Origin of the sequence: Pseudomonas cichorii (genome assembly GCF_003700275.1) — a bacterium.
Classification (GTDB): Bacteria; Pseudomonadota; Gammaproteobacteria; order Pseudomonadales; family Pseudomonadaceae; genus Aquipseudomonas; species Aquipseudomonas cichorii_B.
Genome location: NZ_RBRE01000035.1, coordinates 71,126 through 84,246, shown reverse-complemented (window position 1 = coordinate 84,246; position 13,121 = coordinate 71,126). Strand labels below are relative to the sequence as shown.

Genomic DNA, 13,121 nt, shown 5'->3' with positions numbered 1-13,121 from the left:
AGGTCGTGGCGCGGATCAGACTGATGAATTCACTGCGAGGACGTTGTGCGGAGGGGCGCGAGGATTCAGCGAGGGCCACACATAGCGTGGCGGCGGTTGGGCGCGGTACGGCGCGTTGAGCACTGCGCTCGCACTGACCGGTAGATAGTCCAGGCTCCATGCGTCGGCGTTGAGTGCCACCGCGACACCGAACAGGGAACACAGCGAACAACTGAACTGGGCGGCGGCTTGTCCGGTCTGGTCCGAACTGCCCAGATCGATACCGGCACCGCCCTGATTGCCCTCGGCGCAGAAACCGCCATTGAGCCCGCTGAGGTTCAGGCCGCTCATCTGCCCGTGATGAATACCGCAGCCGAACAGACTGAACAGGACGCTGAAATACAGCACCCAGGCAATCATCGAACGGTCATCACGAGACATTTTCATGGCCGCGATTCTAGCACCGGCCGTCGGGCCAATAGTGGATTTACTTGGCCACGGGAGCCTTGCGCCAGCCCTGGCCGGTTTTTGCCTTGCCTGACCTTCGCTTGCCGGCTTTTCTCGTACACTCGCTGGTCAGCGGCTGTGTACTGAGTTCAAGCCTTGTCCCACAGCGGCTAGTACATGCGTACTATTGGCGCAGACCTTTCCTGCCGTTAGATTCCACGCAATATCAATCAGGTAAATGCCATGAAGTGCTTGTTTCTGGGTGCCGTTCTGGGGGCGCTGTCCTGGAGTGCGTTTGCAATGAGCCCGGTCGAGAATTCATCGCCGCCGGGATCGCTTGAGGCCTATATCGGCAAGTATCCCTGGGAAAAGGTCAATGGCACGGCTTTTATCGAAGACCCTCGCGTGCAGGCTGCGGTCGCCAGGGCGGCGCCCACCGATACGATCAGGGAGGCAGTGCTGGGTGAAGACATGATCAGCCCGATCCTCAAGGTGGGTAACCGTTTGCTCGCCGCGGGCTGGGACAGCCGCAGTGGTGGTTCTACCAACTGGGCCATCCTGGCGACGCTTGACGGCCGCATCATGGCGCTGTGTTACTACCAGGAATTCGAGGACGAAAGGGCCTACTGGTATATCAATCGCGAGATCGTCGCGAGGTTTCCGGCCAGCGGTGGTTGCCCGTCGGAAGAGGGTGATATCAAGGACATGGGCACGTTCCCGGTCGACCCGATACCGGGTGAAGATACAGGCGGTGTTGTGCCGGGCTAGATACTTCCATTGCCCTTCGCGAAAAAGCCCGTATAAGGCTTCCTGCAAGGCTCATCCCTGAATATGGCAAACGGGATGATTTTGCGGATTTTTCGTCTATGTTTCAGACGTCATTTACTTTGATCGGTATGGATATCGTGCCTGACTTGCATGAAAACCAGGGTACCTCAATGCGTTTTATCAATGACAGGCAGGGTGAAAATCGAGGTGCCTTCAGGCGCCGCTCGAAAGGAAATGGTCCTGTGCGCTGTTTGCTCACTCTGCTGGCCACGTTTGCCTGGGCCAGCACGGCCTGGGCCGAGTCGTCGGCAGCGCTTTCCGAGCCGGTGGGTGGCTGGCGCTATAACGGCCTTCTGGATCGCAGTGAGCATCCGCAAGTCGCCTATCCGACACCGCCTATCGACCGTGGCGTACAGCGTAACCGCACAATGATCGAAGGCCAGATCAAGGCTATCGGCAACCGGCGCGGGCCGCACGTGCTGTCGGTAAACGGCAATCCACTGAATCTGTACACCGACAAGGAAGGGCGGTTTGCCCGGCCATATGCGTTTGGCGCGGGCTCCAACAGTGTCGAAGTGCGCAGTGTGGAAGGTAAATCCCTCAAGCGCGTGCAGTTCTATGAAGCCAACAGCCAGCGCACTCCGGCACAGATTCGGGTGGTGCTGGGCTGGGACGATCCGCAGGCCGAAATCGATCTGCATATCGTGACCCCGGACGGGCAGCATGCGTTTTTCGGCAATACCGCCTTGAGCAACGGTGGCGGCCTGGACCCCGATGGCGTCGATGGTCCCGGGCCGGAGATGTTCACCATGACCGCGCCCATGCATGGCACCTATCTGGTCTACGTGAACTACTGGGGCAATTTCGGCAACGGCGGCTACAACTTCGAGGAAACCAGCAACAGTCAGGAAGTGATCACTTCCCAGATCAATCTGGTGCTCAACGAAAATACCGTCAACGAAAAACGCGAGACATTCATCGTGCCCCTGCGCTCTATCGGTGACTTGCTGCTGGTCAAGACTTTCAACTATTGATAACTCGTAACACGGATGAGTGAGTGCTTGTAAACATGAGCGAGAAGTCCACATCAACAGCGGCTCCCCAGGCGCCGGTTGCCCAATCTCCCCGTCGCTGGCCAGTGCTTCTGGCCGGACTGTGCCTGGTGGCTGGCGGGGCGGTCGGGCTGGGCTGGTTCATGCACAAGCCCAAGGCGCCAATGGCCGAGATCGCCAGTGACAGGCTGGGCATGAGTCGTCCGGACGGTCTGCTGGAAACCAGCTCCTTGAGCCAGTTGCCCAAGGACATGCTGGCAGTGCCGTTCCTCAAGGAAACCCTGACCGAAGACTTCGTGTTCTATTACCAGACCCACGCTGATCGTCTTGGCCTGATCGGCAGTCTGCGCAGGATCATCTACGAATACGACCTCAAGTTGCAGGACAACCTGATCGAGCAGCTTTTCGATCAACCGGCAGACATCGCCTTGTGGCGCGGCAAGGACGGCCGGCTCAAGGACTTCCTGCTGGTCATGGATCGCGCAGGCCTGGCCAAGGTCCTGGAACCACTGCTGAAAGTGCTGTACGACAAGCAGTTGAACAGGATCGGTGAGCTGAAAGTCGGCAGCGATGAAGTACCGCTCTATCAACTGAGTTACAACGCCAGCAAGTCGCTGGTGTTCGCTTCCCATGGCGACAAACTGGTCGTGCTGTCCAACCCGGCCAAGCTCTCCGGCCCGGACACCGCGACCCACGAGATGGCCGATGCCAGCGCGAGCCAGCCTGACGACGCGCAAGACGAAACCTCGCAAGTTCCAGGCAGCGTCTCGACCCAGGCGATTGCCGCACTGCTGGGTGGTGAAAAGCTGTTTACCGAAGCCTTCGGCCTGCAAGCGCGAGCATCCGCCGTGAAGCATCGGCTGTCGGTCAATTCCAGCGTCCTGGCCATGGGATATCAGCGTTTCATCCCCAACTTCTCCGGGCTGCGTTTCGACATGGACGACAAGGGCTGGCACAGCTTTCTTGCCATGGACGAGCTGGAGAACCAGCCGGATTTCGATTTCAAGCCGATCTGGCAGGCCATGCCAATGGGCGCCAGCGCCTGTGTGACGTTGCCGCTGGCGGCAGCCCAGCAGAAGCCGTTGCTGGTGAAGCTCGGTGCTGAAGAGTCCGTGGCCCAGGGCCTGACCGAACACATCGCCGGTGCTGCAGGTTTGTGCTGGTATGCCGGCTCGCGGCTGTACACACCGCTGCTGGTCGCCAGCCTGAAACCGAACAGCAGCGCCACACTCGACGCCGAGCTGGGCAGCCTGTTTGGCTCGATGGTCGGTGCCTATGAAGGCAACGTCGCCGGGAAGATATTTCCGGTGGTCGAGAAGCAGGAGGGTGAAAGCCGCCAGTGGCAGCGCCAGGTCAGCAGCAACTTCGGTCCGTATCCGGCCAGGGATGCCGAGAATCCGGACGCAATCACCGGCAAGGCATTCATGAAAGTCAGCCTGGCGCGCCACGGCTCGACGCTGCTGTTTTCCCTCGACGACAAGCTGGTGGACAAGGCACTTGGCACCCTGGATAAACGCTTCCCTCCGTTGGCCGACGTATTGCCCGGGGACGTGCTGGTGCCGATCTACTTCAGTCCGGACTCCATGGCGCAGTTGATGCAACAGGAAACCCTCGGCAGCCTGCCCAGGGATATGGAACCGGTGTTCTATAACGCCGCGCAGACTCACCTGATTCCCAAATTGCGCAAGCTCGGCAGCTACGGCAAATATGCCCTCACGCTGCCGCAAGGCACTGAGCCCGATGGCCACTGGCAATGGTTGCCGCTGGAGTGGAAGGCCCTGTGAGAACGCTGGCCAGAAGCTTGATGGTGTTGGCGATGTTGCTGGGCAGTCGTGTATCGGTTGCCGAGACGCCGCCGCTCGACGCCCAGCAATCCCAGGTGTTTCGTGCCTGGTTCGTGCGTATCGCCCAGGAACAGCTGTCCCAGGGGCCCAGCCCGCGCTGGTACCAACAGGATTGTGCCGGGCTGGTGCGCTTTGCCAGCAACGAGGCGCTGAAGGTTCACGATGAAAAATGGCTGCGCAGCAATGGCCTGTCGAACCGTTACCTGCCACCGGAACTGCAACTGAGCGAGGCCCAGCGCGGGTTCGCCCAGCAATGGCAGCAAGGTGGTGGCAAGGTCGGGCCGTATGTCAACGCGATCAAGCTGATTCAGTTCAACAGCCATCTGGTGGGTCGCGACATGGCCCAGGCCAGGCCCGGCGACCTGATGTTCTTCGATCAGGGCGACGACCAGCACCTGATGATCTGGATGGGCCGCTACATCGCCTATCACACCGGCACCACCACCCCGACCGACAACGGCATGCGCTCCGCGAGCCTGCAGCAACTCATGACATGGAAGGACACCCGATGGATACCCGACGCTGCCAACCCCAACTTCATCGGCGTCTATCGACTCAACTTTCTCACCCAATGACCGGTGCCCGCATGCCGCGTATCTGCTCTCTGATTTCCTTGCTGGCGACGTTGCTGATCCCGTTGGCCCCCGTCAATGCCGAAGACAGCGTCGCGCCGAGCGGCTACAGCCCGGTGTCCGGCGAAAGCTTTTTCCTGCTGGCCGACAGCAGCTTTTCCAGCAATGAACAGGCGTTGGTACGCCTGGAGGCGCCTGGGCGCGACTATCGCCGCTTTCGCATGGAGCCTTATGGCGGCGCGGATATTCGCGTGTACCGTATCGACAAGCCGCTGGACTTCCTCAAGCGCCAGAAGAACCTGCACCGAGTCGTCAGTGAAGGGCAGTTCAAGGGCGAAGGCTTGTCCAATACCCTCGCTTACCTGTGGGACAACTGGTATCGCACCTCGCGCCGGGTCATGCAGCGGGCGTTTTCCTACGAGTCGCGCAAACAGGTGACTGAAGAGGTACCTGAACTGAAAATGGGCAACGCCATGGTTGCGCCGACTCCCTACGACGCTCAGCCCCAGTTCGCACTGATTCCGGGCTTGCCGGTGGTCAGCCAGTTCCGTTATCCGCTGTGGGAGGCAAAACCGATCCAGCCGCCGGCAGGGGTAGACCTGAGCGGTTCGTCCAGCAAGTTCGTCACCGTGGTGCCGGGCAATGTCTACATCCCGTTGGGCCAGTTGAAGCCGGGCCTGTATCTGGTGGAAGCGTTGATCGGCAAGTACCGCGCCACGACCATGGTTTTCGTCTCCAACACCGTTGCGGTAAGCAAGATCGCCGGTGACGAGCTGCTGGTCTGGGCTGCGGGTAAAAACGAAGGCCGCTCGGTGCCCAAGGCCAATGTGTTGTGGACCGATGGCCTGGGTGTGATGAGCAGCGGCCAGACGGATGAACAGGGTTTGCTGCGCCTGAAACACGTCAGCCCCGAGCGCTCGTTCGTGATCGGTGAAGACCAGGAAGGCGGCGTCTTCGTTTCGGAGAACTTCTATTACGACAGCGAAATCTACGACACCAAGCTGTATGCCTTTACCGACCGGCCGCTGTACCGGCCAGGGGATTGGGTGTCGCTGAAAATCGTCGGTCGCGAGTTCAAGAATGCCCGGGATTCAGTGGCGCCGGGTACTGCCGACGTCGAAGTGACGGTGCTCGACGCCACCGGCACCGCGCTGCAATCGCTGCCGTTGAAATTCGATGCCCAGTCGGGTGCCCAGGGCCGTTTCCAGTTGCCGGACAATGCGGTGGCGGGCGGTTATGAATTGCGTTTCAGCTACAAGGACCAGGCCTACAGCAGCGCCTTTCGTGTCGCCGAATATATCAAGCCGCACTTCGAGATTTCGCTGAATCTGGCCAAACAGGATTACGGCACCGGCGAACCGGTGAAGGGTAATCTGCTGCTGTTGTACCCGGACGGCAAACCGGTGGCCAATGCCAGGTTAAGCCTGAGCCTGCGTGCCCAGCAGCTGTCGACGGTCGACAACGAGCTGCAATACCTCGGGCAATTCCCGGTAGAGCTGACCAGCACTGAACTGACCACCGATGCCAAGGGCAGCGCGACCCTCGACCTGCCTGCCGCCGACAAGCCGAGCCGCTACATGCTCAGCGTGTTTGCCAGTGACGGCGCGGCGTATCGGGTCAAGACCACCAAGGAAATCCTCATCGACCGTGGCGCCGCCAGTTTCCGCCTGAGTGCTGTGCAGCGTTTCAGTGCGGTGGGCGAGAAAGTTGTATTCAGCTATCTGAATGAAGGTGGCAGCGAACAGGGCAAGACGCTTACGCCGAGCAGCTACAAGTGGTTGCGCCTGGAAGATCAGAGCAGTGGCGGCGGCAAGCTCGGTGCAGCAGACAAGGACTTCAGTCTGAGTTTCGAGCGTCCGGGTACCTACAACCTGACCTTGATGGACGAGCATGGGCGCCTGATCGGCGCCACCGGCCATTCGGTCACCGGAGATGGCGTCAAGGCCGTGCCGGGCACGGTGGAAATCGTCTTCGACAAGCCCGAATACCGGGTCGGCGACGAGGCCCTGGCGTTGATCACGTTCCCGGAGCCGGTCGGCGATGCCTTGCTGTCGCTGGAACGCGACAAGGTCGAGGCCACCGCCCTGCTGTCCAAAGGCGGCGACTGGCTGAACATGGAAAAGCTCAATGACACCCAATACCGTGCGCGGATTGCCGTCAAGGACAGCTTTGCGCCGAACCTGACTTTCTCGGTCCTCTACACCAAGGGCGGCCAATACAGCTTCCAGAACGCCGGGATCAAGGTCGTGGCGCCGCAGATCGATGTGGCCATCACTACCGACAAACAGGACTATCGGCCCGGTGACACCGTATCGGTGGACCTGAGCACCCAGTTCGCCGGCAAACCTGTGCCGGCGCACCTGACGGTCAGCGTGGTGGACGAGATGGTCTACGCACTGCAACCGGAAATTGCCCCGACCATCGACCAGTTCTTCTATCACCCACGGCGCAACAACGTGCGCACCAGCGCCAGCCTGTCGTTCATCAGCTATGACGTGGCGTTGCCGGGCAGCCCGACGGCGCCGGGCAAGGCCAACCGCAGCGAGCGCGGGGTCAAGGTGCTGGAGCGGCCGCGCCGTGAAGACGTGGACACTGCTGCCTGGGAGCCGGAACTGGTGACCGATGCCAATGGCAAGGTGCGCTTTACCTTCAAGATGCCGGACTCGCTGACCCGCTGGCGGATCACCGCCCGGGCCATCGATCAGAACGGACAGGTCGGCCAGAAGAAGCAGTTCGTGCGCTCGGAAAAACCGTTGTACCTGAAGTGGAGTGGCCCGACCCGTTTCCGTGCAGGCGACCAGCCTGATCTGGGGATATTCGCCTTCAGCCAGGCCGACAAGCCGCTCAAGGCCGAACTGCTGGTGCATTACGGCGGCGCCGAGCAACGTGTGCCGGTCACCCTGAACAACGGCATCAACTACATCGCGCTGCCGGCGTTTGCCCTGGCCAGTGGCGAGTGGCGTGCCGAGCTGCTTCAGGACGGAAAAGTCGCAGATGCCCTGGCCGTGAGCCTGAGCGCGACCGGGGAAGGCTGGCAGGTGACGCAAAGCCAGAGCCTGGACGCCGTCAGTGGCGAAAACCCGCTGACCTTGCCAGCGGATGCAACGGCTATCCGCCTGCGTCTGGATGACAGTCCGCAAGCGCTGTTCCGTTCGGCACTCGACGATTTGCTCAGCTATCCATATGGCGGGGTCGAACAGACTGCCAGCCGGCTGTTGCCGCTGGGCATTGCCTATCCGGTCCTGGCATCCAGCCCGCAAGTCCGTGATCGCCTGCGTCTGATCATGCAGAACAGCCGTTTGCGGCTGGTGCAGATGGCCGGTCCTTCGGCGAGCTTTACCTGGTGGGGGCAGGATCTGAAACCGGATGCGTTCCTCACCGCGTATGCCTATTACGCCGACTGGCATGCCAGCAAGGCACTGGAGCTGAGCCTGCCGCCGGAGCACTGGCAACGGGTGCTGGATGTGTATGCGACGCAGGCGAAAGACACGCCGCTGTTGCAGCGGGCGCTGATCCTGTCGTTCGCCAGACAGATGCAGTTGCCGGTCAATACATTGCTCAGTGGCTTGATGGAGGATTTGGCCAAGGCAGGCGAGGGTGCCCAGGCCAACCTGATGGACAGTGGCGAAGACAGTCTGGTCATGAGCGATCCGGATTCGGCCTTGGGACTGGCGGCGGCGCGTGCCTTGACCGCTTCCCTGGCTCGACAGTCGAAGGTGCCACTGACGGATGGGTTCAGTCGTCAATTGCCAGAAGCGCAACAGCGTCTGGCGGTCAGTTCCCAACCGTTTGCCGAAGCCCTGAACCTGTCGCTGCAAGGCTTCGATCAGGCCCGTGCGCAAGCGCTGCTGCAACGCCTGTTGCCCCAGCAATCGACCCTGGAACGCGCGCTGGCCTTGAGCTGGTTGCAGAACAGTATCCAGCAGGCTTCGCCGACCATCGCGCTGGCACCGGGTGAGGGCTGGAAGAAACGATACGGCGATAGCGGTGAAATGTACTGGATCTGGCAGGGCGCTGGCCCGGTACCTGCCGTGTTGTCGCTGTCGGGAACCCAGGAGCGCCCGTTGCGCGCCTTGCTCAGCTACCAGACCCGGCAGCCGCCAGTCGATCCGCTGCCCGTGACTGTCACGCGGCGTCTGTCGCGACTGGTGCCTGGAACCGAAGCGTTCACGTTCAGCCTTGAAGCGGTCGATGGCAAGGCCTTGTCCAGCGACAGCCTGTACCTCGACGAAGTGATCATCACCAGCAAGGCGGCCAGGCCGCTGCGCTACGGGATGATCGAAGTTCCGCTGCCAGCCGGCGCCGATGTCGAACGCACCACCTGGGGCATCAAGTTGACGGGCAAGGCCGGTACCCAACCGAGCGCGCTGGAGAAAGCCCGCTTCGAGCCGGGACAAATGGCCTATGCGATTCCGGTGGATACCCTCAATGGCGAACTGCGTGTACGGCATCTGGTGCGCTTCTCGCAGAAAGGCCAGTTCAAACTGCCGCCGGTGCGCTTCACCCAGGTCTACGCGCCACAGCATCAGGCCCTGGAAACCAAACCCGCCTTTGGCCAGATCAAGGTCAACTGATGCTCCGTGCTCTGGGGTTGCTCCTGCTGTTACTTCCTGCGCTGGTTACGGCGCAGGAGGAACCGCTGCATCTGGGGTTCAAGGGCGAACTGCTGTCCTTGAACCGCATTGGCCTGCAGGCGCGCGAGCCATTGCCGACTGATCTGCAGGCCCCTCTGGGCAGCCTGTGGAAGTTGTTTGTCTATGCATGGCTGGTGGACACCGGTGCCCGCGAACCGGCATATCAATGTCGGGGTCAGTCCAGGGAAGAGGTGTATTGCTGCACGGCGGGCGGCAGCATCGAGCGCGATCAGGCGTTGGTGAAGTCCTGTGGACTGTACTTCGAGCCTCAGCGCCTGGCGATTTCCGAGCCAGAGTGGCGTGGCTACTGGCAGGCGCGCAACGCGCCGCAATGGTTGCTTGGCCTGGCGTCGCTGCAACCTTCTACACAAGTTTCCGTGGCTGAACTGCTCAAGGTGCTGGCCACGCTGCCCGCCCAGGATCAGGCGCGCCGGGTATTGCTGGATGTGCTGTTGAATGCGGCTGACGGCAATGTCGTCGGTGAGCTTGGCGGCCGGTTACGGGTAAAAACCTGGAGCTGGTTCGAGGGGCAGGATAGCGAGGCGCGTCAGGGCGGTTTCGCTGGCTGGACGGCAGACGGCACGCCTGTCTGGGCGCAAGGGCGCGGAACCAGCCAGACGGTGCTGCGCAATTACAGCGAAGCACTGGCAGCGGTGTTGCCCGTGAGCTGGCCAGCGGAGCAGGGGCGTTGCGTCGAGGTGAATCTGTTTTCCCGTTACCCGCTCGAACGGGTGCTTGCCGGGGAACGAATCGTGGAATCCGGCCCCTTGTCAGGCAACTATCGCGTCGAGTTCACCAATGGCAATCAACTGGATATACACAGCGACGGCGAACTGTTTCTGCACAAGAACCAACTGATCGCCCGCCTGGACCGGGAAGAGTACGTTGCTCGTGTGTTGCAGCGCGAAGCCAGCGCCAATCCGCCGGAAGCCGCCAAGGCCCTGGCCGTCGCCATTCGCACTTACCTGCTGCAGAATGCCAGCCGAAAAGGTGACTGCCTGAGCATTGATGACAGCAGCAATCGCCAGCGCGTGGCTCCGCGTCCGGCCAGCACCGAGTCACGCAATATCGCGGCCTGGACCAGTGATCTGGTGCTGGCGGGCAGTACTGTCACCTACCATTCCAGCCAGTCCGGCACGGACAAACTGTCCTGGCAGCAGGCGGTGGAACAGGCCGAAACCGGCCTGCGCTATGACGCAATCCTGCTCCATGCCTACCCACGCGCCAGCCTCAGTCGCTGGGACAATCCGGTGGCGTCCTGCACCGCCTTGCCCGCCGCCCAGAAGTGGCTGCTGAACCAGCGCCGCGCTTGGCGGCAACGGCTCGAAGGAGAAGTCGGGTATAACGAAGTCAGCACCTTTGGCGTCTGCCAGCTGGCATTCGGCAACCCTTACGTCGATCGCGAACGCAAACGGATCTACGTGCGTGGCGTTCTATCGCTCCAGGATCGTCTCGACCTGACCCATGAATACCTGCATCTGGCTTTTGAGGCACACCCCAATGGTCAGGATGAAAACTATATCGAAGATCTTGCCCGGCGTTTGATGCTGGAATAGACCCTGTTTGAGTACGGCAATGAATAAAACCATCCCGTTGTTGATGTGTCTGTCTGTGTTGTTGGTGGCATGCGGCCCTGACACAAGCCTCTCCAGCCTGCCTTCGCCTAACGGCCAGTATCATGTCGAAGTGCGCAAGTGTCCCGAAGCGGGATCGATTGCCTGGAGCGAAAAACTGCAGGTTTCCGTGCTTGCCTCAGGCGTATCGGCCAAATGCCAGGACGCCACCCATGCCCTGGTGCAATTCGACGCACTGGTGCAGGAAGATCAACTGCAACTGGCCTGGATGACGGACACCCAGCTCAGGGCCTGGTATCCGGGTATCAATCCCGACTACGGGCCGGATCGTATAACTCGCAAGGCCAATGTCCCGGTCGAAGTGGTCTTTACCGAGCATTGAGCGAGTGCAGCGAGCGGCCTGTTACAGGGAATCGTCCTGAATCCGGTACAGCATCCAGCAAGCCTCGCGCTTGAAGAACAATGACAGCTGATAGCCGGTGTCGGCCTTGCGCAGGGTAATCGATGCGTGTTTCGGGTCTTGCAGCGTTTTATTGAGGGTCAGTCCTTGATTGCGCTGCTGTTGTTCGCTGGGCATCAGCGGAAAATCGAGCTGTGCCTTGTCCAGTCGGCGGGAAACCTGACGAGGTTCCGGCTCGGCTTCGGGGTCGATGAAATCGCTTTGCAGGGGTGTGCTGACAAAGGCTTTCTGCACTGAGATATCGTTGGCGAAGTGCTGCAGAAAGTTTTCAAAATCCTGAGAGGGACAAACCGCTGTGGTGCTTGCGGCGGCTTGCAAGGGCTGGATGGCCCCTAAGGCTGCACACAGAGCCAGGGCATGGAAGGTTACGAAAGTCTTCATTGCAATGCTTCTGCCCATTGTCTGTGAATGGCTTCGATGCGCGCCGTGTAGGCCGCCGACAGGCAGGCTACCTCGCTGCACTTGCCGGCTTGCTCGTTACGCCACTGGTTCTGTTGTTGACCGATCGGGTTTATCTGCTCGCCGGTCTCGCCATCGACGCCACCGGTTTCCAGGCTGACCGCCTGCACCAGATCGAGCATGGCTCGCTCCTGTGTCCGCAGTTTTTCGTTGGCACAGGCAATGATTTCGAGACGGGTCAAGGTTGTATTCGGTTCATCACAGCGCTCGGCAAAACCATAACCTGGTGCACCGCCTTCGGCCATGACCGACATAGGCAGCAGCGTTGCAGAAAGCAGCAGGGTGGCTGCGGTGTAGAGGGCAATTCCATGTTTCATTCGAGGATCCGGCGAGCAATCTACGCATGGTGGTGAGTAGCGGGGCGGCTACAAGGGTGATAGTTCCTTCGGCACGTTGTACTGGCTGCCGTCATAGTCGAGAGTGAATCTGGCGCTGGCAGGCTTGCCCTTGATTCTCTGGCAATCCTCGCCCTTGCGCAGGTTTTGCGTGCCGATGATCTTCTGATCGATAGTGAGGCTGGCAAAGCCATGCTGGCCTTTGTCTGCAATGGACAGGGTGCGCTCTGATCTGCTGAAGTCTCCGGCGCACATGCCATCCCATTCACCGCTGCTACTGATGACTTCCAGGGCTTTGAGCACCGGACGCAATGTCGAACCCTCGAGTACGTAAAGATTCAAGGCCGTACTGCCGAAAGGGTTGACCCTCGATGATCCTTCATGGCTGATCCGTACGCCAAACGCGCGGATTTTCGCTGCAAGCTGATAGCGTGCGGTGTCCAGGCTGAGGCTTTCAAAGCGGAAGGCATCCGAACTGATCGCTGCACGCTGATACTGCCGGGCAATAATCTCACCGTTGGCTGCGCTGGCCACCAGCACGCCGAGTCCATAGTCACCTTGGCCGTCGGCGTCGACTGTCTCGGCAAACGGCAGCGCTGCCAGCACTTGACCGGGGTTGGCCGGGTTGACCTTGCATACGGCGCGTGCGCTGTCGAACTTCAGGTCGGGTTGCAGGGTGCTGGCCCAGGTCTGCAAATGTTCCGTGCAATCGGCAAAGGCGATAAGCGGGAAGAACAGCAGCGGCAGAACGGCGATTTTATGCATGGAGGAGTCGTATTCCCTTGCGATTCAATTGTCTGGTTGTTGACGGATCAATACGAACAGGCGATATGTCACGATACCTGCGAATAACTTGATCAAGGCGCCAATGATAGAGATCAACAGCATCATGTGCAGGCGATTTTCCTGATCCTCCGCAAGAAGTTCTGCACCATGGTCGGGCTGCAGAAAAACGACCTCACGGCCCCCAGCGATTTGAAATCGTGTTTTCTATAGT

The 13,121-nt window shown here is 60.4% G+C and carries 11 protein-coding genes; 7 read left to right on the top strand and 4 right to left on the bottom strand.

Features of this window, described 5'->3' with window-relative positions:
• Positions 1-15 precede the first annotated feature (15 nt).
• Positions 16-426, bottom strand: a complete 411-nt coding sequence (locus ALQ04_RS08245; RefSeq protein ID WP_122315264.1) for a DUF2946 domain-containing protein — start codon at positions 424-426, stop codon at positions 16-18.
• A 243-nt stretch (positions 427-669) separates the two neighbouring features.
• On the opposite strand from ALQ04_RS08245, the gene ALQ04_RS08240 reads away from it, so the two are divergent.
• The 7 genes from ALQ04_RS08240 to ALQ04_RS08210 all read left to right on the top strand — a co-directional run bounded on the left by ALQ04_RS08240 (position 670) and on the right by ALQ04_RS08210 (position 11,252).
• A complete protein-coding gene (locus ALQ04_RS08240) occupies positions 670-1,194 on the top strand; it encodes a hypothetical protein (RefSeq protein ID WP_122315263.1) in 525 nt (174 codons plus the stop codon).
• 242 nt (positions 1,195-1,436) lie between these two features.
• Complete coding sequence (locus tag ALQ04_RS08235) at positions 1,437-2,228, top strand: YfaP family protein (RefSeq protein WP_409077243.1); 792 nt, start codon at positions 1,437-1,439, stop codon at positions 2,226-2,228.
• A gap of 35 nt (positions 2,229-2,263) precedes the next feature.
• Positions 2,264-4,030, top strand: coding sequence for a DUF2138 domain-containing protein (locus ALQ04_RS08230; RefSeq protein WP_122315262.1), 1,767 nt, complete (start codon positions 2,264-2,266; stop codon positions 4,028-4,030).
• Between the two features lie 20 nt (positions 4,031-4,050).
• Positions 4,051-4,665 (top strand): DUF1175 domain-containing protein, encoded by a 615-nt coding sequence (locus ALQ04_RS08225; protein ID WP_259644973.1) that lies wholly within the window; start codon positions 4,051-4,053, stop codon positions 4,663-4,665.
• Entirely contained in the window at positions 4,662-9,236 is a 4,575-nt protein-coding gene (locus ALQ04_RS08220) for an alpha-2-macroglobulin (RefSeq protein WP_122315260.1), read from the top strand. The genes ALQ04_RS08225 and ALQ04_RS08220 overlap by 4 nt, the downstream gene beginning before the upstream one ends.
• Positions 9,236-10,852: a DUF2300 domain-containing protein gene (locus ALQ04_RS08215; protein WP_122315259.1), complete on the top strand. Its 1,617-nt coding sequence runs from the start codon at positions 9,236-9,238 to the stop codon at positions 10,850-10,852. The genes ALQ04_RS08220 and ALQ04_RS08215 overlap by 1 nt, the downstream gene beginning before the upstream one ends.
• 19 nt (positions 10,853-10,871) lie before the next feature.
• Positions 10,872-11,252 carry a hypothetical protein gene (locus ALQ04_RS08210; protein WP_122315258.1) on the top strand — a complete coding sequence of 127 codons (381 nt, stop codon included), beginning with the start codon at positions 10,872-10,874 and terminating at the stop codon, positions 11,250-11,252.
• 21 nt (positions 11,253-11,273) lie between these two features.
• On the opposite strand, the gene ALQ04_RS08205 is transcribed toward ALQ04_RS08210, so the two are convergent.
• The 3 genes from ALQ04_RS08205 to ALQ04_RS08195 are packed head-to-tail and all read right to left on the bottom strand — an operon-like array spanning position 11,274 to position 12,889.
• On the bottom strand, positions 11,274-11,711 hold the full coding sequence (locus tag ALQ04_RS08205) for a hypothetical protein (protein ID WP_122315257.1): 438 nt from the start codon (positions 11,709-11,711) through the stop codon (positions 11,274-11,276).
• Entirely contained in the window at positions 11,708-12,106 is a 399-nt protein-coding gene (locus tag ALQ04_RS08200; protein WP_122315256.1) for a hypothetical protein, read from the bottom strand. The genes ALQ04_RS08205 and ALQ04_RS08200 overlap by 4 nt, the downstream gene beginning before the upstream one ends.
• Before the next feature lie 48 nt (positions 12,107-12,154).
• On the bottom strand, positions 12,155-12,889 hold the full coding sequence (locus tag ALQ04_RS08195; protein ID WP_122315255.1) for a hypothetical protein: 735 nt from the start codon (positions 12,887-12,889) through the stop codon (positions 12,155-12,157).
• Positions 12,890-13,121: the final 232 nt, after the last annotated feature.

Excerpts from the sequence above, each read along its gene's own strand:
- ALQ04_RS08205 (WP_122315257.1), bottom strand. The coding sequence starts at position 11,711 with ATGAAGACTTTCGTAACCTTCCATGCCCTGGCTCTGTGTGCAGCCTTA.
- ALQ04_RS08240 (WP_122315263.1), top strand. The coding sequence starts at position 670 with ATGAAGTGCTTGTTTCTGGGTGCCGTTCTGGGGGCGCTGTCCTGGAGT.
- ALQ04_RS08230 (WP_122315262.1), top strand. The coding sequence starts at position 2,264 with ATGAGCGAGAAGTCCACATCAACAGCGGCTCCCCAGGCGCCGGTTGCC.
- ALQ04_RS08215 (WP_122315259.1), top strand. The coding sequence starts at position 9,236 with ATGCTCCGTGCTCTGGGGTTGCTCCTGCTGTTACTTCCTGCGCTGGTT.
- ALQ04_RS08225 (WP_259644973.1), top strand. The coding sequence starts at position 4,051 with ATGGTGTTGGCGATGTTGCTGGGCAGTCGTGTATCGGTTGCCGAGACG.
- ALQ04_RS08195 (WP_122315255.1), bottom strand. The coding sequence starts at position 12,889 with ATGCATAAAATCGCCGTTCTGCCGCTGCTGTTCTTCCCGCTTATCGCC.
- ALQ04_RS08210 (WP_122315258.1), top strand. The coding sequence starts at position 10,872 with ATGAATAAAACCATCCCGTTGTTGATGTGTCTGTCTGTGTTGTTGGTG.
- ALQ04_RS08200 (WP_122315256.1), bottom strand. The coding sequence starts at position 12,106 with ATGAAACATGGAATTGCCCTCTACACCGCAGCCACCCTGCTGCTTTCT.
- ALQ04_RS08245 (WP_122315264.1), bottom strand. The coding sequence starts at position 426 with ATGAAAATGTCTCGTGATGACCGTTCGATGATTGCCTGGGTGCTGTAT.
- ALQ04_RS08220 (WP_122315260.1), top strand. The coding sequence starts at position 4,662 with ATGACCGGTGCCCGCATGCCGCGTATCTGCTCTCTGATTTCCTTGCTG.